Below are 1,915 nucleotides of genomic sequence, written 5' to 3'. Positions count from 1 at the left end.
AAGCCGTAATGACGAATTTTCATAAATCCTTGGGGCAAGATGTGCATGAGAAAACGACGGATAAATTCTTCGGCTGCGATGGTCATAATTTTCCACTTGGAATTGTCCTTGTAGTCCCGCCACTTGAATGTGACAACTCCGTTTTTGACACTAAGTATTCTATTGTTTGAAATAGCAACCCTGTGGGTGTATCTGCCGAGATATTCAACCACACTAGCGGCAGTTTTAAAAGGTGGTTTGCAGTAAACAATCCATTCTTTTTTGTAACAGCTATCAAGTAAATCATTAAAAACAAACGGGTTTGAGTTCCCGAAAAATTCAAGATTTGCTTTTTTTAGAAGTGCAAGAAACTTGCCTCTGAATTTACGTGACAATACTTTAATTGGCAGCAGAAACTTTTTTCGTGAATTAACCCATTTTCCAAGTTTGTTCAATCCGCCGCCAGCCATAACACAATGAATGTGCGGATGAAAACAGAGATTTTGCCCCCACGTGTGTAGAATGGAAGTAAAACCAATTTTTGCACCGAGATATTTCTTGTCAGCACAAAGTTCCTGCAAGGTTTCGGAAACTGTCCGAAACAGGATATTGTAGCAGACTTTCTGATTTTGATAGATTACGATATTAAGCTCACTTGGAACCGTGAAAACAATGTGGAAATATCCAACGTTCAGAAGATTGACTTTCTGCCCCTCAATCCATCGCTCTTTGGCGAGAGTTTGGCATTTGGGACAATGGCGGTTGCGACAGGAATTGTAGGAAATCCTTATACTGCCACAGTTTTCACATTGATCGGTATGGCCACCTAAATCAGCAGTTCGACATTTTGAAATTGCTAAAAATGCCTTTGATTGAACATGAGACAACTTATGATTTTGCAGATACTCCCAACCATATTGCTGAAAAACATCTTGAACCTCAGGCATGATTTTTTACCTTTGGCTTTCTACTACGTTTTTTAGGAAGTGTATCGAGAGGACTTTTTACTGAATTACTCATTTTTTGTAAATGTAGGTAAAAAGATGTTGTTTGTACAAATGTATGACCTAAAAGCTCTTTAATACAACAAACATCCACTCCAGACTCTAGCAGATGAGTTGCAAAGCAGTGACGCAATGTATGGGTTGTAAATGACTTGGGCAGATTTGCTAATTGACGATATTTACAAAAAGCGTTACCGATAGACCTGGTAGTCATTACATGATTTTTTCTAGATTTAGAATAAAACAAATATCCAGCAGGATGAGTAGGACGATACTCTTTCCAATATTCACGTAAAAGTTCAAGGTTTCTCTGTGACAGCAGAGTATATCGATCCTTTTGACCTTTTCCCTGATGAATGAATATACGCATTTGTTTACTATCTATATCTTGTACACGAAGTTTAACAAGTTCAGACACTCTTAGCCCTGAACCATAGATAGTTTCAAATATTGCTTTATCTCGTAAATTGTCGATGACACTAAAGAAGCGAATAATTTCGTCCTTGCTCATAATTGCTGGAAATTCACGTCGATAACGGCGTCTTGGGATCATACGACAGTTAAGATTTATTTGCATAACGGCACCGAAGATAAAACGCAATGCACTATTGTAGATATTCACAGAACCAGTAGATTTACCTAAGTCTATTTGATATAGTAAAAATTCTCGTATTTCGGTTTCCCCCATTGTTTCAATAGGACGATTTTCGAAATAACGTAGAAATGCGTGCAGAACTCTGAAATACTCTGCTTCTGTGTGTGGCGATAAACCTCGTAATTTAATTTCTTCTTTGGCGTTTAAGATGATTTCTTCGTTTGTCATGTCTATTCTCCTTCAATATATATTCGCTTTTCTGCGTACGTCTATTTTAAAGGAGTTTTTAGGGAAATAAAACTGCAGGTAAATCGACAGTTGGGTTTTACGCACTTAG

General features: G+C 37.6%; 2 protein-coding genes. Both read right to left on the bottom strand.

Annotated features, from left to right (window positions below; translation table 11 throughout):
- The coding region (locus K292_RS0112685) for an IS91 family transposase (protein ID WP_027400129.1) at positions 1-926 on the bottom strand (926 nt) is incomplete at its 3' end.
- The gene (locus tag K292_RS0112680) at positions 919-1,806 is read right to left on the bottom strand and encodes a tyrosine-type recombinase/integrase (protein WP_027400128.1); all 888 of its coding nucleotides are present in this window, start codon (positions 1,804-1,806) and stop codon (positions 919-921) included. The genes K292_RS0112680 and K292_RS0112685, both read right to left, overlap by 8 nt.
- Positions 1,807-1,915: the final 109 nt, after the last annotated feature.

It is taken from the genome of Anaerovorax odorimutans DSM 5092, assembly GCF_000426305.1.
Lineage (GTDB): Bacteria > Bacillota > Clostridia > Peptostreptococcales > Anaerovoracaceae > Anaerovorax > Anaerovorax odorimutans.
This window is presented reverse-complemented; position numbering and strand designations above follow the sequence as displayed.